The sequence below is a fragment of the Shigella sp. FJ200513 genome (genome assembly GCF_040495915.1).
In the GTDB taxonomy this organism is placed as follows: Bacteria; Pseudomonadota; Gammaproteobacteria; order Enterobacterales; family Enterobacteriaceae; genus ECMA0423.
This window is the reverse complement of sequence record NZ_JBDYCV010000029.1, coordinates 16227-40204: the sequence shown is the minus strand read 5'-3', so window position 1 is coordinate 40204 and position 23978 is coordinate 16227. Positions and strand designations below refer to the sequence as shown.

At 52.3% G+C, this 23978-nt stretch carries 17 protein-coding genes and 1 pseudogene; 4 read left to right on the top strand and 14 right to left on the bottom strand.

The window, feature by feature from the left end; all coding sequences use genetic code 11:
* Positions 1–149 precede the first annotated feature (149 nt).
* Positions 150–1403, bottom strand: a complete 1254-nt coding sequence (gene amiC, locus ABZJ92_RS08795; protein ID WP_005051625.1) for an N-acetylmuramoyl-L-alanine amidase AmiC — start codon at positions 1401–1403, stop codon at positions 150–152.
* Between the two features lie 231 nt (positions 1404–1634).
* Between amiC and argA the strand changes: the two genes are divergently transcribed.
* Entirely contained in the window at positions 1635–2966 is a 1332-nt protein-coding gene (argA, locus tag ABZJ92_RS08790; protein ID WP_000237959.1) for an amino-acid N-acetyltransferase, read from the top strand.
* 61 nt (positions 2967–3027) lie between these two features.
* On the opposite strand, the gene recD is transcribed toward argA, so the two are convergent.
* From recD to ygdT, 13 genes and pseudogenes are all read right to left on the bottom strand, one after another.
* A complete protein-coding gene (gene recD / locus ABZJ92_RS08785) occupies positions 3028–4854 on the bottom strand; it encodes an exodeoxyribonuclease V subunit alpha (RefSeq protein WP_000775983.1) in 1827 nt (608 codons plus the stop codon).
* The gene (recB, locus tag ABZJ92_RS08780; protein WP_001285974.1) at positions 4854–8396 is read right to left on the bottom strand and encodes an exodeoxyribonuclease V subunit beta; all 3543 of its coding nucleotides are present in this window, start codon (positions 8394–8396) and stop codon (positions 4854–4856) included. The genes recD and recB overlap by 1 nt, the downstream gene beginning before the upstream one ends.
* Positions 8389–11277, bottom strand: a complete 2889-nt coding sequence (gene ptrA / locus ABZJ92_RS08775) for a pitrilysin (RefSeq protein WP_001138152.1) — start codon at positions 11275–11277, stop codon at positions 8389–8391. The genes recB and ptrA overlap by 8 nt, the downstream gene beginning before the upstream one ends.
* Positions 11278–11452: 175 nt before the next feature.
* Positions 11453–14821, bottom strand: coding sequence for an exodeoxyribonuclease V subunit gamma (gene recC / locus ABZJ92_RS08770; protein ID WP_000946924.1), 3369 nt, complete (start codon positions 14819–14821; stop codon positions 11453–11455).
* Positions 14822–14833: 12 nt separating this feature from the next.
* Positions 14834–15184: a prepilin-type N-terminal cleavage/methylation domain-containing protein gene (locus ABZJ92_RS08765; protein ID WP_025715052.1), complete on the bottom strand. Its 351-nt coding sequence runs from the start codon at positions 15182–15184 to the stop codon at positions 14834–14836.
* Complete coding sequence (locus tag ABZJ92_RS08760; RefSeq protein ID WP_001078387.1) at positions 15169–15576, bottom strand: DUF2509 family protein; 408 nt, start codon at positions 15574–15576, stop codon at positions 15169–15171. The genes ABZJ92_RS08765 and ABZJ92_RS08760 overlap by 16 nt, the downstream gene beginning before the upstream one ends.
* Complete coding sequence (locus ABZJ92_RS08755; protein ID WP_001144322.1) at positions 15573–16136, bottom strand: prepilin peptidase-dependent protein; 564 nt, start codon at positions 16134–16136, stop codon at positions 15573–15575. The genes ABZJ92_RS08760 and ABZJ92_RS08755 overlap by 4 nt, the downstream gene beginning before the upstream one ends.
* Positions 16127–16597, bottom strand: a pseudogene (locus ABZJ92_RS08750) (prepilin peptidase-dependent protein). Before ABZJ92_RS08750 ends, ABZJ92_RS08755 begins: the two are co-directional and overlap by 10 nt.
* Before the next feature lie 183 nt (positions 16598–16780).
* Complete coding sequence (gene thyA, locus ABZJ92_RS08745) at positions 16781–17575, bottom strand: thymidylate synthase (protein ID WP_000816233.1); 795 nt, start codon at positions 17573–17575, stop codon at positions 16781–16783.
* A gap of 6 nt (positions 17576–17581) precedes the next feature.
* A complete protein-coding gene (gene lgt / locus ABZJ92_RS08740) occupies positions 17582–18457 on the bottom strand; it encodes a prolipoprotein diacylglyceryl transferase (protein ID WP_000204658.1) in 876 nt (291 codons plus the stop codon).
* Positions 18458–18607: 150 nt separating this feature from the next.
* Complete coding sequence (gene ptsP, locus ABZJ92_RS08735; RefSeq protein ID WP_000957903.1) at positions 18608–20854, bottom strand: phosphoenolpyruvate--protein phosphotransferase; 2247 nt, start codon at positions 20852–20854, stop codon at positions 18608–18610.
* Positions 20855–20866: 12 nt separating this feature from the next.
* The gene (gene rppH, locus ABZJ92_RS08730; protein ID WP_000564489.1) at positions 20867–21397 is read right to left on the bottom strand and encodes an RNA pyrophosphohydrolase; all 531 of its coding nucleotides are present in this window, start codon (positions 21395–21397) and stop codon (positions 20867–20869) included.
* A 352-nt stretch (positions 21398–21749) separates the two neighbouring features.
* The gene (gene ygdT / locus ABZJ92_RS08725) at positions 21750–21896 is read right to left on the bottom strand and encodes a protein YgdT (RefSeq protein ID WP_014532320.1); all 147 of its coding nucleotides are present in this window, start codon (positions 21894–21896) and stop codon (positions 21750–21752) included.
* A gap of 185 nt (positions 21897–22081) precedes the next feature.
* Between ygdT and mutH the strand changes: the two genes are divergently transcribed.
* From mutH to ygdR, 3 genes are all read left to right on the top strand, one after another.
* Positions 22082–22771 (top strand): DNA mismatch repair endonuclease MutH, encoded by a 690-nt coding sequence (gene mutH / locus ABZJ92_RS08720; RefSeq protein WP_000082199.1) that lies wholly within the window; start codon positions 22082–22084, stop codon positions 22769–22771.
* A 68-nt stretch (positions 22772–22839) separates the two neighbouring features.
* Entirely contained in the window at positions 22840–23553 is a 714-nt protein-coding gene (locus tag ABZJ92_RS08715; protein ID WP_000895627.1) for a TerC family protein, read from the top strand.
* Between the two features lie 137 nt (positions 23554–23690).
* Positions 23691–23909: a lipoprotein YgdR gene (gene ygdR / locus ABZJ92_RS08710; protein WP_000758655.1), complete on the top strand. Its 219-nt coding sequence runs from the start codon at positions 23691–23693 to the stop codon at positions 23907–23909.
* Positions 23910–23978 lie beyond the last annotated feature (69 nt).

Here is a 23978-nt window from a genome sequence, read left to right as displayed (position 1 = left end):
CGGGGTGGAGCAGCCTGGTAGCTCGTCGGGCTCATAACCCGAAGGTCGTCGGTTCAAATCCGGCCCCCGCAACCAATTATTGAACACCCTAACGGGTGTTTTTTTGTTTCTGATCTCCCATAAAAAAAGCGCCATTCAGCGCCTTTTTATCATCCCCTTCTCGCCAGCGTTGCCCCATCGGCAAAATACGCTTTAATCCCCGCAAGAATAGACTCCGCAACTTCCTGCTGGAAAGTCGCCGTTTTCAGTTTACGCTCTTCCTCAACGTTACTGATAAACGCCGTTTCGACCAGAATGGAGGGAATATCTGGTGCCTTTAGTACGGCAAACCCGGCCTGTTCAACTTGATTTTTATGCAGCTTGTTGATTTTTCCGAGCTTATTCAGTACCGCTTTACCAAACTTAAGGCTGTCAGCAATAGTCAGCGACTGCACCATATCGAACATGGTGTGGTCGACATAGCGGTCACCGCTTTTGCTCACGCCACCAATCAAGTCCGAGGCGTTCTGGGTTTGTGCCAGATATTTTGCCGCAGTACTGGTTGCGCCTTTGGTTGAGAGCGCAAACACCGAGGAACCGCTCGGCTGACGACTGGTAAAGGCGTCGGCATGGATAGAGACAAACAGGTCAGCACGCTGTTTCTGGGCTTTTGCTACGCGCACTTGCAACGGAATGAAGATGTCTTCATTGCGCGTCATGTACACCTTCATATTGCCCTCTTCCTCGATCAGAGAGCGCAAACGGCGAGCTATTTGCAATACCACATCTTTTTCGCGCGTTTTGTATTTCCCCACCGCACCGGAGTCTTCGCCACCGTGGCCAGGGTCAAGCATAATGACAATCGGACGATCGCGCCCTGCTTTACCCGGTTGTGGACCACTTTGCGCTGGCGGCACCTGCTTTTCGAGGTCGCCTTTGTTGTAATCCTCCAGCAGCGCCAGCAGCGGGTCCTGCATATCCTGTGCATTGGCCGGATAGAGGTCCATCACCAGACGCTCTTTAAACCCGGCGACCGGCGCAAGGGCAAACAGCTGCGGTTTTACGTTTTGCTTTAATTCAAAAACCATGCGTACGGTTTGCGGGTCAAATTGCCCGACGCGCGCCGACTTGATGAACGGGTCGTCTGCACGAATTTGTGCCGCCATCCCCTTGAGTACCGAGTTCAGGTTTACATCTTCGATATCCACCACCACGCGTTCAGGGTTACTCAACGCGAACTGCTTATATTTCAGCTGACGATTTGATTCTACCGTCACGCGGGTGTAGCTGGACGCAGGCCAGACGCGCACCGCCACGACCTGGCTAACCGCAGCCAGGCTGACCTGACTTACGCTCAATAGCCACATAGCGCCCGCGCCTTGCAGTAAACGACGACGGCTGATTGCAGTGTTGGATCCTGACATGCCTCTCCCGAGCAAAAGAAATCTAAGCTGTGTAACAAGTAAACGACTAATTTGACCGGAAACTTTAGCGAAAGACGCATAATCTGTCATCTAATAAACGGTAAACATTCTTTTTATATTCACGGCATTACTGATAAAAAAGTCGCTCTCGCATAAAATTTACACTTGCACCCTGCGAAAAAACAGAATAAAAATACAATAATTTCAAATAATCATGCAAAGGGGTGTGCCGTGGTAAAGGAACGTAAAACCGAGCTGGTCGAGGGATTCCGCCATTCGGTTCCCTATATCAATACCCACCGGGGAAAAACGTTTGTCATCATGCTCGGCGGTGAAGCCATTGAGCATGAGAATTTCTCCAGTATCGTTAATGATATCGGGTTGTTGCACAGCCTCGGCATCCGTCTGGTGGTGGTCTATGGCGCACGTCCGCAGATCGACGCAAATCTGGCTGCGCATCACCACGAACCGCTGTATCACAAGAATATACGTGTGACCGACGCCAAAACACTGGAACTGGTGAAGCAGGCTGCGGGAACATTGCAACTGGATATTACTGCTCGCCTGTCAATGAGTCTCAATAACACGCCGCTGCAGGGCGCGCATATCAACGTCGTTAGTGGCAATTTTATTATTGCCCAGCCGCTGGGCGTCGATGACGGCGTGGATTACTGCCATAGCGGGCGTATCCGGCGGATTGATGAAGACGCGCTCCATCGTCAACTGGAAAGCGGTGCAATAGTGCTAATGGGGCCGGTCGCTGTTTCAGTCACTGGCGAGAGCTTTAATCTGACCTCGGAAGAGATTGCCACTCAACTAGCCATCAAACTGAAAGCTGAAAAGATGATTGGTTTTTGCTCTTCCCAGGGCGTTACTAATGACGACGGTGATATTGTCTCCGAACTTTTCCCTAACGAAGCGCAAGCACGGGTAGAAGCCCAGGAAGAGAAAGGCGATTACAACTCCGGTACGGTGCGCTTTTTGCGTGGCGCAGTGAAAGCCTGCCGCAGCGGCGTGCGCCGCTGTCATTTAATCAGTTATCAGGAAGATGGCGCGCTGTTGCAAGAGTTGTTCTCACGCGACGGTATCGGTACGCAGATTGTGATGGAAAGCGCCGAGCAGATTCGTCGCGCAACAATCAACGATATTGGCGGTATTCTGGAGTTGATTCGCCCGCTGGAGCAGCAAGGTATTCTGGTGCGCCGTTCTCGCGAGCAGCTGGAGATGGAAATCGACAAATTCACCATTATTCAGCGCGATAACACGACTATTGCCTGCGCCGCGCTCTATCCGTTCCCGGAAGAGAAGATTGGGGAAATGGCCTGTGTGGCAGTTCACCCGGATTACCGCAGTTCATCACGGGGCGAGGTTCTGCTGGAACGCATTGCCGCTCAGGCGAAGCAGAGCGGCTTAAGCAAATTGTTTGTGCTGACCACGCGCAGTATTCACTGGTTCCAGGAACGTGGATTTACCCCGGTGGATATTGATTTACTGCCCGAGAGCAAAAAGCAGTTGTACAACTACCAGCGTAAATCCAAAGTGTTGATGGCGGATTTAGGGTAAGCGATGAAAATCACCGGATGCGGCAGGCGTAACACTCGTGCGTCGCATCCGGCAATTACGTTTATTCCCGCGAACTAAACAACGCCGCCAGACCACTGCGCCGCTCAGTACGAGTGGCGATTGCCGCACTTAATATACGCTCATCGGCATACAGCGACAGACGACGACGCGCGCGGGTCACCGCGGTGTATACCAGCTCTCGCGTTACTACCGGCGTGCGTTGGCTCGGTAAAATCAACGCCGCATGGTCGAACTCCGATCCCTGCGATTTATGTACCGTCATCGCCCACGTAGTTTCGTGCTCTGGCAAGCGACTCGGTTGCACAGACTTAATATTGCCGTCCGGCATCGCAAACCAGACGCGCGTCCCCTGCCCGCGATCCAGCGCAATACCGATATCGCCATTAAACAACCCAAGCGCGCTGTCATTACGGGCAATCATCACCGGTCGGCCTTCGTACCAACGAGAGTGCGGATGACGATGAATTTTGCGCTTCTGTTGCATAAACTGTTCAATTCGCTCATTCAGTCCAGCCACGCCAAACGGCCCTTCCCGCAGGGCGCACAAAAGCTGGTACTCATTGAACGCCTGAATGATTAAATCCGGCTCGGCACGCGCTTGCAGCAGATCCAGATAACGTCCGTAACCCGCAAGAGCTTCCTCAAGCATCGCAATATAATCTTCGCCGCTCTGTAAAAGTCGTTTTTCGATATCAGTAAAATCCTGCTGAAAAACGGTTTTCACTGCCGTTTTATCACCACGGTTGATCGCCGCAGCTAACTGACCAATGCCAGAATCGCTGCCGAAACGATAGCTTTTTTGCAGCAGGCAGAGACTGTCGCGCAAAGATGCCGCTTCTGTGCCGGTTCCTGCCGGAACGTGAGTCCCCGTCAGGCGGCTTAGCTGCCTGGCACGCTCGGCGGTAAAGCCCGCGTTGGCATAAGCGCAGATATCGCCCAGCACAGCCCCAGCCTCAACCGAGGCCAGTTGATCACGATCGCCGAGAAAGATCACTCGCGCATGATCTGGCAAGGCGTCGATCAGTCTCGACATCATAGGCAGATCGATCATTGACGCTTCATCTACCACCAGCACATCAAGATGCAGCGGGTTACCGGCATGATGACGTAAACGCTGGCTACCCGGCTGCGCGCCCAGCAATCGGTGCAAAGTGCTGGCATCTTCCGGAATGCGTTTCTTTTGTTCATCGGTCAGCGGTAACTGTCGCAAAGCCTTGCCGAGAGATTCGGTTAAGCGCGCGGCAGCTTTACCCGTTGGTGCAGCCAGACGGATACGGCAGCGTTCGCCGTCGGCCATTTGAATTAACGCTGCCAGCAACTTCGCCACGGTGGTCGTTTTACCGGTGCCTGGGCCGCCGGAAATCACCGAGATCCGCCGCGTCAGCGCCACTGCCGCTGCAACTTTTTGCCAGTTAATTTCATCGCTTACTGGAAAAAGTTTGTCCAGGGTTTGCGCCAGTAGAGCTTCATCAACCTCAATGGTATGATTCACCTCATTGAAGAAGCGCGCTACCGTCCGCTCGTTACACCACATGCGATTCAAATAAAGACGATCGCCACAGAGGATCATCGGCGTGGGTTCATCTCCCCTGCTGACCGCTTGAGAAGCCAGCAAGCATTCTTCCCAATTTTGTAGCTCACCGATTTCACTGACACAGGTCGCCAACAGCGGATTCGACGCCTCGTTATTTTCCAGTCGTGAAAGCGGCAAACAGACGTGTCCCTCTCCGGCATCATGACTTAACAGTGCCGCCGCGAGGGTGACGGCAGGATGTTCATCTCCCGCCACGGTCAGGGCAAATTGCACATCCAGCGGGCGTAGCTGTTTGTGCTCCACAGCTTCCAGTAATTGCTTTTGCAATTTCATTACGCCTCCTCCAGGGTCATACCGGCAAACATCTCATCCATCAGGGCAATCAACCCGGCGTTGGGTCGGGTTGTGTAAATCCCTTGTTGCGGATGTTCTTTATCAACGCCACGCAGGAACAGATAGATAACGCCGCCAAAGTGAAGATCATAGTCGTAATCAGCAATGCGATGGCGCAGATAACGATGCAGCGCCAGGGTATAAAGCTGATATTGCAGATCATAGCGGTGTGCCTGCATCGCTGCTGCCATAGCCTGTTGGGTGTAAGCCGAACTGTCTTCACCCAGCCAGTTGGATTTATAGTCGAGCAGGTAATAACGCCCTTCGTGGCGGAATACCAGGTCGATAAAGCCTTTTAACATGCCGCGTACCTGCATGAACTCCAGCGGCGGGCAGCCAGCGGATAGCGGGTCAAACTGGCGAATTAGTGCATCAAGCTGGCTGGCGATGAGCGGTTCGCTAATCGGCAGGTAAAACTCCATCTCCACCTGTTTATCGCGGTCGGAAAGCTGACTCAGGCTAACACCCGTTTCATTGAGAGGTGCCTGGAGGACAGCCGTGATCCACTCGGTCAACACCGGTTCCCACTGCGATTCAAAGCCGCCGAGTTCCAGTTTTTCCTGTACCCAGTTCGGGTCAACCGGCTGGGTAAAATCGAGGTCTTCAAACAAACTGTGCAAGAATGTCCCCGGTGACGCACCGCGCGGGAACTGATGCGGTGTTAACGTCGGTTCTTCAACGACGCTGACCACGCCTGCGGCATCAACATCCAGCCGTGGCATCAGATCCTGAGCGATACCGTGACCACGCTGCTGCAAGCCGGAGTAGCTGGTGACACGCCAGTTATCGCCGGGCAATCGTTGTAGTGTCCTCGCATTCAGTTCTGCAGTTAAAGCATCATTAACCTGCCAGGGCTGGTTATCACCAGTTTGTGCCGTTTGCCAGGCAATATCATCATCGCATAACGCTTCAATACAGGTGCGAAGCCCTGCCGCATCTTGCGGTTCCCCTTTTTGCAGCAAACGCCCGAGCGCACTTTGGTGGACGTCGGTGTCACCTTTTTTATCGCCACGACGGCGCACCAGCGGTGCAACGCCGAGACTGCAATGCCAAACCGAACGCGTCAGCGCCACGTAAAGCAAACGCAGATCTTCCGCCAGACGTTCGACCTCCGCGAGGTCGACGCTTTCTGGCGCAGCATTAAGATCCAAAACTGCCTCAAACGAGTGGCGATCGTGATAAAACGCCTGATCCTGGACGCGGAAATTGGTAATAAATGGCAACCAGACCAGCGGATATTCCAGCCCTTTCGATTTATGGATCGTGACAATCTGCACCAGATGTTTATCACTTTCGAGGCGCATTTGTTGGCTGGAGGCATTACTGTCTGGCTCGAGGATATGTTGCGATAACCAGCGTACCAGCGCATGTTCACTTTCCAGCTGCGTTCCGGCTTCTTGAAGCAGTTCGCTGATATGCAAGATATCGGTAAGACGCCGCTCACCGCCTGCCGTTGCCAGCAAGTTTTCTGCAATGTTACGCGCCGACATCAGCGCCCGCAGCATCGGCATAACGCCACGTTTGCGCCAGATTTGCCGATAACCATCGAACTCTTCGACTACCGCATCCCACGCATGTTCGTCATTATTCAGCGTTTCAATATCCAGCGCATTCAGCCCCATCATTGACGTTGCCAGCGCACTGCGCAGGGTGTTCTCACGTTCGGGCGTCATCACCGCCTGCAACAACCAAAGCATTTCCTGCGCTTCCAGAGTTTCAAAAACACTGTCGCGGTTCGAAAGGTAAACGGAAGGGATTTCCAGCAACGTTAAGGCATCGCGCACCTGGGCGGCCTCCTGGCGGCTGCGCACCAGCACGCTGATGTCCGAAGCACGCACCGGACGCGCGTCGTCGCCGTTCATCAGCAACGCTTCGCCCCGCTGTCCGGCTTGTAGCCAGTCGCGGATTTGCGCAGCACATACCTGCGCCATGGTACTTTGATAGTCGCCAACGCCGCAGCTTTCGCCTTCCATCAGCCACATTTTCATCGCAGGCTGCGTTTCACCTTTAAATACAAAACGTAACGCCTGATTTTTCCCGGCTGATTTCACTGGAATAAACGGTATTTCGCGAAACATGAACGTGTCATCAGTCTGGCTGAAAAGCTTGTTCACACTGTTCACCATTCCAGGTGCGGAGCGCCAGTTGGTGTCTAAAGTGTAGTGGGCATGAACTTCACTACGCGCCTTCATATAAGTGAAGATATCCGCACCCCGGAATGCATATATGGCCTGCTTCGGGTCGCCAATCAGCAACAATGCGGTTTCCGGCTGATGGTGCCAGATACGGCGAAAAATTCGGTACTGCTGGGGGTCGGTATCCTGAAATTCATCGATCATTGCCACCGGGAATCGCGTACGGATCGCCGCTGCCAACACCTCGCCGCTTTCGCTACGCAGCGCGGAATCGAGCCGACTTAACATGTCATCAAAACCCAATTCGCCACGGCGGCGTTTTTCACGCGCTACTGTTTCGCGGATCTCAGCCAATGCGCGGGTGATCAACAGATCGCGGATCGACAATGGTTCTGCAAGCAGTTGATCGATCGCCTCAAACAGTGGATGTCGCGGGGTTTCCCCCCCGGCCTTCGTGCGATCTTCTAAGAAACGCTGGGAGAATTTTTCCAGCGACTCCGGCAACTGATAACTGTTTGTCTCTTCTTCTGCCCAGGCGCTGATCTTTTCGATCCATTTAGCCTGATTGCTACGGTTAAACTTGCGTCGATCAATACCAGAAGATTCGATCAGCGCATCCAGTTCACCCACTGCGTCGCGCCACTGCTGTTTTACCGTATCAATACGCGCCACAATTTGCGCGTGGCGGGAAGCCAGCGTTTCATCATCGGGCGGCGGTGCTTTGATAACCGGCGGTTCGCCTTGCAGATAACGATTAATATCGCGCAGCAACGCCTGCGGCCCTTTCCAGGTTTCAAAGACGACCTGGGCTATTTCACGCGGCAGCGGGTAGCAGTGGCGACGCCAGAAATCGGCGCAGGCCTGGTAGCGTAGCAGAGACTCATCTTCAATCAGCTGCTGCTCAAACAGCATGCCGGATTCAAAGGCATTCAGGTTGAGCATGCGCTGGCAAAAGCCGTGAATAGTAAAGACTGCCGCTTCATCCATCTGCCGTTCGGCTAACAACAACCACTGCGCGGCTTGCGCTTTATCGTCGATCTCTTCCAGCAGGCGTTCGTACAGTGGATTGTCGGTGGTTTCACGCAGACAGGCGATGCGCAACTCGTGGATATTGCTACGGATACGACCGCGCAATTCTGCCGTGGCAGCCTCGGTAAAGGTGACCACCAGCAGTTCTTCAACGATCAGCGGGCGGGGAAAGGCGGCGGAACCGCCTAGTCCAAGTAACAGGCGCAAATAGAGCGCCGCAATCGTAAAGGTTTTGCCTGTGCCGGCAGAGGCTTCAATCAGGCGCTCGCCCTGTAAGGGCAAGCGCAAAGGATCTAGTGTCTCGGCGACATCACTCATTCTTTTCACTCATCAGGGGCATTGTTTGCTGCAACGCGCTGACGTTCTCCCACACTTTCCAGCCTTCAGGATGCACATATTCGGCTTTCCCGTTCTGGCTGCCGGAAATCTGCGACAGAATAGCCATGCCTTGCGGCTCGACCACCGCCTGATGGAAGAAATCAGCAAGTTTTTGCGGCGTCAGCAGTTTTATCTGGGCCACGATTTTATCACGCGAATCGAAGCGCATATTGCCGCGATCGAAATCTTTACTTAACTTCGATGCTTCTTCGCCGAGCGTTTGCGGTGCCTGCAGCATCTGGGTAATTACCGCCTGCTGGATTTGCGCAAACTCATCTGGCTTCATCGCTCGCAATTTTGCCTCTGCGGTTGGGAAAAACGCCTTGTAACGCTCCCACAAGAATGAAGGCTGTTTATCATTGCTTTGCAAAAGGAAGCCCATGCCCCACTGACGCCCCACGCTCATTGGAAACGCAAACACGGCATAGCCCAATTGTTCTTCGGTACGCAACTGATTGTAGAACCACGGCTGTACGATCTGCCCCAACAGAGAGCTATAGGCTGAGCTGGTGTATTCATCGTAGCCAGTCGGTACAAATACCGCTGCCAGTGCGGAGTCGGTGCTGTTACCGGCTTTTTCAAAGATGACGGATTGTTTTTTATCGACCACTACATCTTTGTTTCGACACCACTCTGAACCATCAGCGCCCAACTGTTTTTGCACATCGCGTGCCAGCGTTGTTGCCTGGGCCTCGGTCATGTTGCCGATAACCATAAACTCTGGTCGAGCCCCTGATTTTAAGGCGTCGCGATAGGCCAGCACCTCTTTCAACGTAATGGAGGGCAAAATTTTACGCCGTTCATCTCGCGAGAAGTACGGCACTTGCGAGAGCATCTGCGCGGGCATAATCGCCTGCTCAAACGCTTTACCCTTTTCTGCGGAATCCATCATCTGGTTATACCAGGACTTCGCCTGCTCAAGCTGCTCTTCCGTAGCGGTATAGCTAAAGTACCCCTCGAGCAATGCCTGGAACAGCTGCGGCAGACGCTGGGTGTAACCATTAGCATTAATCATAAGGCCGTTGTTAGCGTTGGTGGAAAAACTTATGCCACCAACCGACGCCTGGTTGCTTAACTGATCAAGCGCCAGCCCTGCGAGATAATCATTGAGCGCAAACATCACCTGATTGCGGGCGCTGTCCATGGCTTTCGGATTACGCAAAATCAGGCTGACATCAGCTTTGGGCTCGCTGGCAAAATAACGGCTTGGCGCATACACCACGCGCAGATTCGACTCATCAACAATCAGCTCTGGATGGTCGTATTTCTTCTCTGACTTAATCAGCGAGAAATCATCAGGAATATAAGGGTTAAGCTCTGGCAAAGAGAGCGCAATGTCGGCGGCTTTTTTCTGCCAGTCGGCGAAAGTTTGTGCGCTGATTTTATCGACCTGATACGGCGCATCGACAAAGTAAGCCGTTTTGTTGTGCGGCTCTTTCGGGCTGATATACCAGATACGCGCATTCTGCGGCGTCATCATCGCCAGACGTTCCTTTACTGCTTTAGCATCGTACCGATCGGCAATATTGACTGCATCCAGCGTATGCTCAACAGGAACGCGAATCATGGTATCTGCCAGCCATTCGACGTAATCCATATCACGGGTGATCGACGGATAACGGAAGTCGATATCCAGCACATTCGCCAGTTCATCGAAGTATTGTTTATCAATGCCTTTTTCACGTAACAGATTGAGATAGCTAAAAATTGCCGCCACAACCTGATCGCGATTAGCCAGGCCTTTATCAGTTAAAGACGCAGAGATCGCTAATACGCCGCTGTTGCCGTTGACGATAGGATCGGAGTTGGCGCTAATGCCCTCAACTAATCCCTGCTTTTGCAGCCAGTCAGAAAGTGTACCTGGGCTGCGATTGCCAATCAGATAGGTAATCAATTCATCGGTTTTACTACGGAACTTCGCTGAGTTGTTATCGATGCGAAACTCAACGCGCAACACTTTACGCGGCAGCGCAGGGACGTAATGAATGATAATGCCCTTTTGCGCGTCGGTGACTACCGGCACGGTGATTTCCGGTTTTTTGCTCTCTTTGTTCGGCACGCGACCAAAGGTGTCCGCCGCCATTTTTGCCAACTCCGGCAGCGGTTTATTACTGTAAATAACCGCCTTCATCAAATTGGCGGAATAGTACTTCTCGTGGAAATCTTTCAGCGCCTGCTGCACCGGATTACCAGGTTTGTCGCTTAAAGTTTCGAGGTTACCACCAGAAAACTTTGAACCGGGGTGTGCCGGGTTAATGGTTTCTGCGCTGACCTGTGCCATGCGCATCCCGTCACGCGTACGCGCCATGGTTAATTCAGCGTTCACTGCATTACGCTCACGTTCGGCGTATTTCTTGTCGAGCAAGGGTTCTGCAATAGCATCGGCCAGGCGGTCTACCGCACCGGGCAAGGCGTCGTTCTCAACTTCCAGATAGAAAGCCGTGCGATACGGCGCAGTGCTGGCATTGTGACTACCGCCGTGCATTTTGAGATATTCGGCCAGACTGTCAGCCTGCGGGTACTTTTTCGACCCCATCAGACTCATATGTTCAAGGTAATGTGCCAGCCCCTGGTACGCCTCGGGATCTTCCAGCGACCCAACGGGCACTACCAGCGCCGAGAGCGATTTAACTGCCTGCGGATCAGAAACCAGCAAGACCACCATACCGTTATCCAGACGTATAGCCTGATACTGGCGGTTATCTTTATCACTTTTACGGATGGTTTCCTGAATCGGCTGCCATCCCGTTTCTGCCTGACTTAATGGTGCCCAGAGGGCAACAAACAACAATAATGCTTTGAACCAGGTGCTGCGGGGCATTCACGGACCTCATAATCAACTTTATTTTCTGGACAGATTCAACAGGTTAACGCAAATCATCTGCCAGAATTTAATCTTGTGCTGCACGAGCCAGCCTATGTTTATATAACCATCAGTCCGTGACTGGTGCGCATCATAAAGTAAGCAGATAGATTGCGCAATTTTTATACAACACTCATGACTGATTAAAGCGAAACAGCGGTAACAGGAAACGTTGCGACTGTTCAACGATGGCCTCCATTGTCTCTGGTGTTAATTGCCGCCAGAGCCGTTGATACCAGATATCATCACCTTCGCCACGCACCATCATGTTGCCTTCGTAAGCCTGAAGGAATTTCGTACGGGCTTTTTGCAACGTGGAATCGTCATCCAGCATGGCATCGTTTTGCGCGTCATAACAGGTTTTTAGCCACGCGCCGCCACTTTCAGGTAACACCAGCAATGGCGCGGACATTCCTTCACGATACCCCTCAATCAGTTGTGAGAGGTAATGCAAAGCCTGTTCGGCTGCAAGCGGCGGAAAACGCCACTCACCGTCTTTGCGTAGAAAAAGGCGACTTTCGCCATTACCACCGCTGGCACAGTAGACAAGGTGTTCCAGCCAAAGTTGCATTCCCTGCGCCACACTTAATAAAGAGGGACGCCAGCGCAACAGGCCATCCGGCTGCACCTGCGGCAACCAGCCAGTTATCTGCACACCGTTGCAGGCGAGATCAATTTCCATACTCTGCCCCGGCTGGCGACAGGCAATGACTCTGTCGGCAAGCTGCTGCATCTCCTGGCACTGTGTTTCCCAGAAAATTTCACCAAAAGCGCCATACGGTAAATCCCCTGCCGCCCGGAAGCGGCGGAACAAGCGTTCGGCATCATCCTGCTCAACCAGTGCATTCAATAACTGCTGATTGATTTGATAACGGCTAAGTCCTTCCAGAATAAATGGCTCGGTGTCTGGGATTTCGCTGTCTTCAGTATGGAAGTTCACCTGCAAACGCATCTGGAAGAACGCCCGCACCGGATGTGCCCAGAATCGTTGTAGCGTTTCCAGCGGCACGGTTTCCGGTAAGGTAAACGGCAGCGGCTGAACAAATTCAGAATGTGCTTTACCAGCCTGGCTGGCCGCAGGTAGCCATTCACGAGCATAGCTTTGTCGTTCGCCTGGCTGGTAGTTTTGCGGATCAAACGGCATCCGGGTATGGAGGCAAGTAAGATGCGCTTTTACCCTTGCCTCGCTTTCATCACAGTTGAGCGCTTCATCGCCCGGTAGATAATGACTTTGCCCGATGTAGTCGATCAGTTCCTGCACCAGTACCGACGGGAAACGTTCACTGTTATCCTGAATGGAACGCCCGATATAGCTGATATAGAGTTTTTGCTGCGCGGAAATTAACGCTTCCAGGAACAGGTAGCGGTCGTCATCGCGACGGCTACGGTCGCCACGCTTCGGTTTCTGGCTCATCAGGTCAAAGCCCAATGGCGCAAGCTGACGTGGATAAACGCCGTCGTTCATTCCCAGCAGGCAAACCACTTTGAACGGAATTGAACGCATTGGCATCAGAGTACAAATGTTAACCGGTCCGGCGAGAAAACGCTGGCTGATACGTTCTTGATCCAGACGCTGTGCCAGTTCATCACGCAATAGTGACAGCGGCACCGCGTCGCCATACTGCGCACCTAAACCTTCGGCGATAATCGCCTGCCATTGTTGTTCGATCAGCGTCATCGCCGCTTCGGTTTCCGCATCCGGCAGGAAGAAGGCGTTGAGCATATCGCGACAAACCGGCAACCACTCTTCTAGCGGACGCTCCTGTGCCAGCCCGCGACGCCAGATGTTTAGCTGCATTAGCAGTGAAGCCAGATGCCCCACCAGTTCTGCAATTAAGCCGCTCGATTCATCATAAGGTAGAACCGATTGCCACTCGCCCTGCGCGCTCTCCATCGCGTAGCCCAGCAACATACGCGTCAGGCCAAATCGCCAGGTGTGTTGTCCGGTGGCGGGGAGTTCCAGCTCGCGAACGTTGTCGTCATCTATCCCCCAACGAATGCCGGATTCGTTGACCCACTGGCGTAAATAACGCAGCCCTTCTTCGGTGATGTCAAACCGCGCCGCCAGCACCGGCACATCCAGCAGCGCCAGCACATCCTCTGACACAAAGCGACTGTCAGGCAGTGATAACAGGCTGATAAACGCTTCCAGTACCGGATGTGACTGCCGCGCACGACGGTCGGAAATGGCGTAAGGCAGGTAACGATCCGCAGGTGCGCTACCAAACACTGCCTGAATAAACGGACTGTAGCTGTCGATATCAGCCACCATCACGATGATGTCGCGCGGAGTAAGTGTCGGGGCTTCCTCCAGCATCGCCAGCAAGCGATCGTGTAAAACTTCAACTTCACGCTGCGGGCTATGGCAAACGTGGAATGTGATACTGCTATCCAGTGGATCAAGCGGGCGTTTGTTATCGCTACGGGAAAACTCTTCGATGTTCACACCCGCAACGGCGCGGTTTTCCAGTTCCAGAATGTCAGACTGAATGTTATGCAGCAGGTTATCTGGCGTCACATCGACAAAAGCGTCCAGCTCCTGGCTGCTCTCCAGGTCAGAAAGGAGATAAATGTAGTCGCGCCCAAGCTTCCCCCATGAGGCCAGCAGCGAGTTGCCGACATCCTGTTCACCATCGCTGTTAAAGAGCTGTCCGGCATTTTCGCTATCGCGAAATAGCGGCAATTCGCGATCTTCAAAACTGTGTCGACGCTGACGAGTCAGCAGTTTCGCCAGATAAGCAGGATCTTTAATATCGCCCCAGTAATAACGGCAGGGGTTGGTAAACAGGAGATGGATTTCAATATGTTTACCCAGCGCCTGGAGCGCCTGGAGATAAACAGGCGGTAACGCGGAAATACCGCATATAAAGACGCGCGAAGGTAACCCCGGCGGGCAGGTCGTCGCGGACTCCAGCGTTTCGATAAAGCGCTGATAGAGATTCGCGCGGTGCCAGCGCGGTTGTCCGAGTTCATGGGTATATTCCACCAGCGCCTTCCACAACGGGGCTTGCCAGGCCTGTGCTTCTCCCAGCCCTTCAACCAAATGTCCTGTTTCCCACTGTGCCAGCCAGTCCGGACGATAGACCAGATACTGGTCAAACAGGTCCGCCGCTTTTGAGGAAAGCTGGAACAGTTTTCGCTTGTCGCTATCGTCAGTCAGATAATGCCGCAACAGGGTAAAGTCTTCGCGCTCCAGCAATTGCGGCAGCAGAGTCATCAGTTTCCAGCTCATGCTCTGTTTGTTAAAGGCGCTCTCTTTGGGGATTTCCGGTAACACCCGGACGAACATATCCCAGATAAAGCTCGCTGGCAGCGGAAAATCAATGTTTGCCGCAATACCAAACTTTTGCGACAGGGTCATTTGCAGCCACTGCGCCATACCGGTACTTTGCACCAGAATCATCTCTGGTTCGAAAGGATCGTCCAGCCGTTCGCGTTCGACAATAAACTCCATCAACGCTTCCAGCACGTCCAGACGATTGGAATGGTAGACCCTTAACATAGCGGCTCCTGACTACTGACAATTCGGGCAATGCAGGCGGGTCATCTCGCCTTCTCTGCCCCCGGGTGAAACTAGCGTAACGCTGATGCTGACACATCCCGCCTGCGATGTCTGCATTCGGTTGACCTGCCAGTTGGCAGGTGGCGAAATCGCGCGCAGTTGCGTTTGCTGCCAACCATGCCGCCAGAGCTTTTGGTACTGGTTTCTGCTGGCGAGACTGTTCATTGATGTTCGCTGGATACCCGATAACGCAGTGACAATCATCACCATCAGCACCATCAGCACCATCAGCACCATCAGCACCATCGCAACCATTACCTCCGGCAGGCTAAAGCCTTGTTGATTCTTCAGGGAAGCTGACATAATGCCCCCTCTTTCAGCGGACAAAAATCGCTCCAGCCGCGTGGCGAAAAAACAATTTTTCCATCAATGACTTCGCCTGTTCGCCACAACGAAACGCCTTCATAACCGGCAATCAATAAGGCTTCATTATCTGCCAGTAAACGCAAACAAACCTGGGCATCGGTTCCAGCGTACTGCGAGCACTGAACTGCTGGCTGCGTCTGCCAGGAGTGCATTTTTCCCCACGCCAGCGCCGACTGAACGATGGCCTGGCGGCGCAATGACTGACTTTCCATGCTCACGCGAGAGGCAAAACTGCGATCCTGCTGACTCATTCCTTGCAATAGCAAGCTACCCAAAACCAGCAGCATCAGGACCAGAGCCAGTGACGAAACACCTTTTTCGCGGTTCACAGGTTGAATCCTGTCACGCTATAGCTGGCATCCACCACGGTTTGCGGTTCAGACTTACTGGCAGCACGCATATTAACCGTCAACACCGGCGAGAAGCCGCTGACATCCTGACGTACGACCTGAAAAGTGTCGATAATGATGGCATCCGGATTAGTGACTTTATCCCAGCCCTTACCTTCACAGGATGTCGCACCGCGTAGCGTTTCCAGCACATGCTCCTTCAGACGAAATCCAATCTGGTCGGACTCTTTTACCGGTTCGCGATCCCAGATACCGTTACTGTTCGCATCCCACTGCACAATGATACAGTCACCCTGTCCGACAATTTCCAGCCCTTCGCCGGTACAGCTGCCATGACAATAACCCGCCCTCTGGAGATGCTTCGCGACGGTAAATACCCGCAGCCAGATTTCATCTTCCAGTGCCAGCTTACGAGTGCTCGTTAAACTTTCACGCTGTAACGCAGGCAGAAAGCGTGCAGCCCCCAGCAACAATACGCTACTGATCGCCATAGCAATCAACACTTCCAGCAGAGAAAAACCTTGCTCTTTTACAGGCATCCTTCTGTTTCTCCTTGCTGATAAAGCCGGAGTCTTCCCCACGGCGAAACCACCAGCCACCACTCGCCCGTTGAGTTTTTGAAGCGAATATGCACGGCCCATGCGGTATTGCGCAGGCCAAAGAAAGCAAGCGAAGGTGTCAGGTCGCTCATTTCGACTTCGGGCCAGCGTGGCACAAAGACCAATGGTGAACTGCCATGACAGGTATTGGCCCCAGCAGCGGAACTCACAAGGCACCATAACGTCCCCTCCCTGATAACGCTGATACTGTGGTCGCGGTTATGCCAGTTGGCATCTTCACGTAAATAGAGCAAATAGTCCCGCGCCTAGCTGGCGGTTTGCCAAAGCCGTTGCGACTGCTGCCAGTATTGCCAGCCATAGAGTCCACTTGCGCTTAGCATGACCAAAATCAGCATCGCGACCAGCGTTTCAATCAGCGTATAACCACGTTGTGTTTTCATGCCGGCAGTATGGAGCGAGGAGAAAAAAAGACGAGGGCCAGTTTCTATTTCTTCGGCGCATCTTCCGGACTATTTACGCCGTTGCAGGACGTTGCAAAATTTCGGGAAGGCGTCTCGAAGAATTTAACGGAGGGTAAAAAAACCGACGCACACTGGCGTCGGCTCTGGCAGGATGTTTCGTAATTAGATAGCCACCGGCGCTTTAACGCCCGGATGTGGATCGTAGCCTTCAATCTCAAAGTCTTCGAAACGGTAGTCGAAGATGGATTCGGGTTTACGTTTGATAATCAACTTCGGCAGCGGACGCGGTTCGCGGCTTAATTGCAGATGAGTTTGATCCATATGGTTGCTGTACAGGTGCGTATCGCCACCGGTCCAGACAAAATCACCCACTTCCAGATCGCACTGCTGCGCCATCATATGCACCAGTAACGCGTAGCTGGCAATGTTGAACGGCAGGCCGAGGAAGACGTCACAGGAGCGCTGATAAAGCTGGCAAGAGAGTTTGCCGTCTGCCACATAGAACTGGAAGAATGCATGGCACGGTGCCAGCGCCATTTTATCCAGTTCGCCTACGTTCCACGCTGAAACAATAATGCGGCGCGAATCCGGGTCGTTTTTCAGCTGGTTCAGTACCGTAGTAATCTGGTCAATATGACGACCATCTGGCGTTGGCCAGGCGCGCCACTGTTTACCATACACTGGCCCGAGGTCGCCATTTTCATCGGCCCATTCGTCCCAGATGGTGACATTGTTTTCGTGTAGATAAGCAATGTTAGTATCGCCCTGCAGGAACCACAGCAGTTCGTGGATGATGGAACGCAGGTGGCAACGTTTGGTTGTCACCAGCGGGAATCCATCCTGCAGGTTAAAACGCATCTGATGACCAAAAATGGAAAGCGTTCCGGTTCCGGTACGGTCGTTTTTCTGTGTGCCTTCGTCGAGCACTTTTTGCATCAGTTCTAAATACTGTTTCATGGTTCCTCAGGAAACGTGTTGCTGTGGGCTGCGACGATATGCCCAGACCATCATGATCACACCCGCGACAATCATCGGGATGGAAAGAATTTGCCCCATGCTGATGTACTGCACCCAGGCACCGGTAAACTGCGCGTCGGGCTGGCGGAAAAACTCAACAATGATGCGAAACGCGCCGTAGCCAATCAGGAACAAGCCTGAGACAGCTCCCATTGGGCGCGGTTTACGAATATACAGGTTGAGGATAATAAACAGCACCACACCTTCCAGCAGCAGTTCGTAAAGCTGTGATGGGTGGCGCGGCAGCACACCGTAAGTGTCGAAAATGGATTGCCACTGCGGGTTGGTTTGCAGCAGCAAAATATCTTCTGTACGGGAGCCTGGGAACAGCATGGCAAACGGGAAGTTCGGGTCAACGCGGCCCCACAATTCACCGTTAATAAAGTTGCCCAGACGCCCGGCACCAAGACCAAACGGAATGAGTGGTGCGATAAAATCAGAGACCTGGAAGAAGGAACGTTTAGTACGGCGGGCGAAGATAATCATCACCACGATAACGCCAATCAGGCCGCCGTGGAAAGACATGCCGCCGTCCCAGACACGGAACAGATACAGCGGATCGGCCATAAACTGCGGGAAATTGTAGAACAGAACATAACCAATACGTCCCCCGAGGAAGACGCCGAGGAAGCCCGCATAGAGTAAGTTTTCAACTTCATTTTTGGTCCAGCCACTGCCCGGACGATTCGCCCGACGTGTTGCCAGCCACATTGCAAAAATGAACCCCACCAGATACATCAGGCCGTACCAGTGAAGCGCCACGGGTCCTATTGAGAAAATGACCGGATCAAACTCCGGAAAATGCAGATAGCTACTGGTCATCTGTCACCACAAGTTCTTGTTATTTCGCTGAAAGAGAACAGCGATTGAAATGCGCGCCGCAGGTTTCAGGCGCTCCAAAGGTGCGAATAATAGCACAAGGGGACCTGGCTGGTTGCCGGATACCGTTAAAAGATATGTATATGATCCGCGCTATAACCCTCCGCGAATCAGCCCGCCCATGCCGCGACGCTCCATAAAGGCTGCAACCTGATGACGAACTTCGGTCGCCAGTTGCGCTTCCAGACTACGCTGCGCAAGATTTTCTGCTTCGGCAAAATCAATGCGCCGCAGCAGGTATTTTACCCGCGCTACAGAACGTCCGTTCATAGACAGATGGCGATACCCAAGCCCAATGAGGATTGCCACGCACATGGGATCGCCCGCCATTTCACCGCACAAACGAAGATCGATACCATGTATTTCCGCTTCCCGGGCGATCATCGCCAGAGCTCGTAACATTGCAGGATGAAGACTGTCGTAAATGTTCGCCACCCGGGTATTGTTGCGATCAACGGCCAGAATGTATTGAGTCAGATCGTTGGTGCCAACAGAGATGAAATCGACCCTCTTTGCCAGATGCGGCAGCATAAATACCATTGACGGCACTTCCAGCATGATGCCGATACGTGGTTTGGGAATTTCGTAACCGATCATCTCCTCGACTTCACGTCCGGCACGTTCAATCAGGCGGCGTGCTTCGTCAACTTCATCGAGGCTGGTGACCATCGGCAACAGAATATTCAGGTTGCCCGTAGCGGCATTAGCACGCAGCATCGCCCGCACCTGGATCAAGAAGATCTCCGGCTGATCGAGCGTAATGCGAATCCCACGCCAACCCAGGCATGGATTCTCTTCGCTGATCGGCATGTAAGGCAGCTGCTTATCTGCTCCGACATCCAGCGTACGCAAGGTGACGGGTTTATCATTGAACATTTGCAGCATCCCCTGATACTGCGCCACCTGTTCTTCTTCCGACGGGAAACCACTTTGCAGCATGAATGGGATTTCAGTGCGATAAAGACCGATGCCATCAATACAGCTGCCCAGTTTTTCTTCATGTTCCGGGCTTAAACCAGCATTGAGCATGACTTTTATACGCTCACCGCTTTTTAACTGCGCGGGTAAATTGACGTCATCTTCCGCCAGACGGCTAAGCTCAATCTCTTCACTAATTAGCCGCTGATATTCTTGCAGCAGTACCGGCTCCGGATCGACCAGCAATTCACCGCGATAGCCATCAACGATCAGCGTCCTACGATGCAGCACCGAAGGCTGAATATCCGCGCCCATCACGGTAGGGATCCCCAGCGCACGTACCATGATCGCAGCATGGGAGTTGGCTGCGCCATCTCGCACGACAACACCGACTAAGCGATCCTGGGGCAGCTCAGCAAGAGTTGTCGCTGACAGTTCATCTGCCACCAGAATGAAACGTTCCGGCCAGGCGTTCGGCCCTTGATTAGCGTCATCAAGATGAAACAGCAATCGCTGACCCAGCGCACGTAAATCACCAGCCCGCTCTTTGAGATAGTTATCGCTTAGCGCGGCAAACTGTTCGGCAAATTTTTCAATGACCGTTTTTACCGCCCACTCTGCCACCGAGCCTTTATCAACCTCGGCAAACAATTCGCGACGCAGCCGGGTGTCCGAAAGCAGGTGCGAGTAAAGATCGAAAATAGCCGCCGTTTCTTTTTGTGCTCCGGCGGCAAAGCGTTTGCTGTAGCGGCGAAACTCGTTTGCCGCTTCTTCCAGCGCCCCGGTCAGTCGTTCGCGTTCCAGAGCCGGATCCAGCGTTGATGCCTGATACACCTGTTCCATTAAAGGTAACGTGGCATCCTGCCAGCCTTCGGCAATCGCCACACCAGGTGCTGCCGGTAATGCGCGGATTCGCGTCTGGCGATATTGCCCAAACAGGGCAGTCAACTGCGACTGAGAAAGAATAGCTGCCATCTGGGTGGCAAGCGTCACCAGGAAGGATTCTTCACTTTCGTCATACTGGCGCAACTCTCGTTGCTGTACCACCAGTACACCAAGCAACTGGCGACGTTGAATAATTGGTACGCCTAAAAACGCGCGGAAACGTTCTTCTTTTACGGAGGGGATGTATTTGAAGCTGGGGTGCTTTTGCGCATCTGCAAGGTTTATCGGTTCCGCCAGCCTGCCAACCAGGCCGACGATCCCTTCATCAAACGCGAGCGTTACAGTGCGACCGCGTGGTTTTTTCAGCCCCCGGGTCGCCATCAGGTAGTAACAACGTCGATCATGATCGGCCAGGTAGACCGAACAGACCTCGGTATCCATCGCAAGACAGATGTCGGTAACCAGAATATTTAACGCCTCATTCAGGCGTGGTGCGCTGGCTACCTTTTCGACTATTTCGCGCAGGCGAGTGAGCATAATTGGCGTGACTTAACCTCTTTTACGTCGATAAGCAGATGCGTTTTGTGGTTTTGGCGTATTTTCCTGCAGTGACATCACCACACTCGCGAACTCTTTCATTACCCTACGGTAGACATCACGTTTAAATGACACCACCTGTCTGACCGGATACCAGTAACTTACCCATCGCCAGCCGTCAAACTCTGGTGTACTGCTGGTTTGCATATTGATTTCTGCATCGCCGCTTACCAGCTGCAAGAGAAACCATTTTTGTTTTTGGCCGATACAAACCGGCTTCGTGTCCCAACGCACCAAACGTTTCGGTAATTTGTAGCGCAACCAGTTACGCGTTGAAGCAAGGATTCGAACGTCTTTGCGGCTTAATCCTACTTCTTCAAACAATTCACGGTACATCGCCTGCTCTGCGGATTCTCCGGGGTTGATTCCGCCTTGCGGAAATTGCCAGGAGTGCTGACCAAATCGCCGGGCCCACATTACCTGCCCCTGGCGATTACAAATCACGATACCTACGTTTGGGCGGTAGCCATCGTCATCAATCACCGGACTACCTCAAAATAAAGCTTTATATACGAATGATTGTTTCATACTCCAGGAAGACGGTAAACCACTCTCTGCAGGGCATTACACACTAATAACAATTGAATAACTCACAGTTATGTGCAGAGTTATAAACAGAGGAAGGGGTGGATAGCCGTTTTTATTCACCTTTTCTGTGGATAGAGTTGTGAAGAACTACGGAATTACTACGGGAAAACCCGGAGCATTCTGAATAAGCCCGATATAGACATTTTAAAATATTCATTATTAGTCAATGCATTACATGTAATTTGAGTAATGAAAAAGAGTAATTCGTGACCCAGGTCACACCTCTCATTTACGGGTTGGCGAAAGATCAACCAATGCCGTGTTTATCCACAGAATGTGCCACTAAGTTAAGCACTGAACCACTAAAAACTGGAGTTTCGTCGCACGTCAAGGCTGTAAATGAAAACAGTAGTGGAGGTTTTTCACAGTTATCCCAGCTTTCTGTGGATAACATGGTGTAAGATCCTGTTTATTTTCAGTGACCAGATTTGGAAAACCTATTGCAGTGTTGCGCAACTCGATTACCGGCAGCCTAAAAAGCAATATAAATCAGAGAATTGAACAACACATGTGGAAAAAGTTACACTGCGAATATTCGGCACATAATTGCTGTTTGTTTTTTAACCAAGGTATCATGACATGTCCCAACCTCGCCCACTGCTCTCTCCTCCCGAAACTGAAGAACAGTTGTTAGCGCAAGCACAGCAACTTTCTGGTTATACATTGGGAGAACTGGCGGCACTTGACGGGCTGGTTACGCCAGAGAATTTAAAACGCGATAAGGGCTGGATTGGCGTGTTACTGGAGATCTGGCTAGGTGCCAGCGCAGGGAGTAAACCTGAGCAAGATTTTGCTGCTCTGGGCGTGGAACTTAAAACTATCCCTGTGGATAGTCTTGGTCGTCCGCTGGAAACAACATTCGTTTGTGTTGCCCGGTTAACGGGTAATAGCGGGGTGACCTGGGAAACCAGCCATGTGCGCCACAAGCTCAAACGCGTACTGTGGATACCGGTTGAAGGCGAGCGCAGCATCCCGCTGGCGCAGCGTCGCGTAGGATCACCGTTGCTGTGGAGCCCGAATGAAGAGGAAGACCGACAGCTACGCGAAGACTGGGAAGAATTAATGGATATGATTGTTCTCGGTCAGGTTGAGCGGATCACCGCTCGTCACGGGGAATATTTACAGATAAGACCGAAAGCAGCGAATGCGAAAGCGCTTACCGAAGCCATTGGTGCCCGGGGCGAACGGATTCTGACGCTGCCACGCGGCTTTTATTTGAAGAAGAATTTCACCAGTGCACTACTGGCCCGTCATTTTCTGATCCAGTAGCCATCGCTTTGACCTGCCGCTTTCCGGGCATATAATTACCGCTTCATTTTTTTGGCAGGGCTTTTTAGATGTTATTTGCATGGATAACCGATCCTAACGCTTGGCTTGCGCTCGGTACGCTGACGCTGCTGGAGATCGTTCTTGGGATCGACAATATTATTTTCCTTTCTCTGGTGGTGGCAAAGCTTCCCACAGCACAACGTGCTCATGCGCGCCGTCTGGGGTTGGCGGGAGCCATGGTTATGCGTCTGGCGCTGCTGGCATCAATCTCTTGGGTTACGCGCCTGACAAATCCGCTTTTTACAATATTCAGTCAGGAAATTTCTGCCCGTGATTTGATTCTGCTTCTGGGTGGCTTGTTCCTTATCTGGAAAGCCAGCAAGGAAATCCACGAATCCATTGAAGGTGAAGAAGAAGGGCTGAAAACACGCGTTTCATCATTCCTCGGCGCTATCGTGCAGATTATGCTGCTGGATATTATCTTCAGCCTCGACTCGGTGATTACCGCTGTGGGTCTGTCAGATCACCTGTTTATTATGATGGCAGCCGTGGTGATTGCCGTAGGCGTGATGATGTTCGCCGCGCGCTCGATTGGTGATTTTGTCGAACGCCATCCTTCGGTAAAAATGCTGGCGCTCTCTTTCCTGATTCTGGTGGGCTTTACCCTGATTCTGGAAAGTTTCGACATCCACGTACCGAAAGGTTACATCTACTTCGCGATGTTCTTCTCTATTGCGGTTGAAAGCCTCAACTTGATTCGCAACAAAAAGAATCCGCTCTGATACTCCGTACGCTCTCCTGCGGGAGGGCGTACTCACTCCTTTTACCCTCACAGTTTAAGATTTTCCTGCTTTCAAGATATATAACGTCGGTTTATAAACAGACTATTATCATAGGTAGGCCAAATGAGGATAACCGGATGAAAAAATGGGCAGTAATAATTTCTGCAGTCGGACTGGCGTTTGCTGTTTCCGGGTGTTCCAGTGATTACGTCATGGCGACCAAAGATGGCCGTATGATTTTGACCGATGGAAAACCTGAAATTGATGATGATACCGGGCTGGTGAGTTATCACGATCAGCAAGGTAACGCGATGCAAATTAACCGTGATGATGTTTCGCAAATTATTGAACGTTAACAAATAAGGTCAGCATCCGGCTGGCCTTAAGATTTTTCTCTTTCCCTTTTCCCTTCCCTCTGCCATTTT